Annotated in this window: 1 protein-coding gene; it reads left to right on the forward strand. The window is 72.9% G+C overall.

Features of this window, described 5'->3' with window-relative positions:
• Positions 1–314: M24 family metallopeptidase (locus AOK22_RS15730; protein ID WP_157872244.1), on the forward strand; the 314-nt coding region annotated here is incomplete at both ends.

The following is a 314-nucleotide window of genomic DNA, read 5'->3' on the forward strand; positions in this document are numbered from 1 at the left end:
GGTGTACGAGGCCCAGGAGGCGGGCTTCGCGGCCGTCAAGCCGGGCGCCGCGTACTCCGACTTCCACGAGGCGGCCCAGCGCCACCTCGCGGCCCGGCTCGTCGAGTGGGGCTTCATCGAGGGGCCGGCCGAGCGCGCGTACGAACTGGGTCTCCAGCGGCGCTTCACCATGGCGGGCACCGGCCACATGCTCGGCCTGGACGTCCACGACTGCGCGCAGGCCAGGAACGAGGGGTACGTGGCGGGCGTGCTCGAACCGGGCATGTGCCTGACCGTCGAGCCCGGCCTGTACTTCCAGCCCGACGACCTCACCG

The sequence above is a fragment of the Streptomyces silaceus genome, assembly GCF_001419745.1.
Taxonomy (GTDB): domain Bacteria; phylum Actinomycetota; class Actinomycetes; order Streptomycetales; family Streptomycetaceae; genus Streptomyces; species Streptomyces silaceus.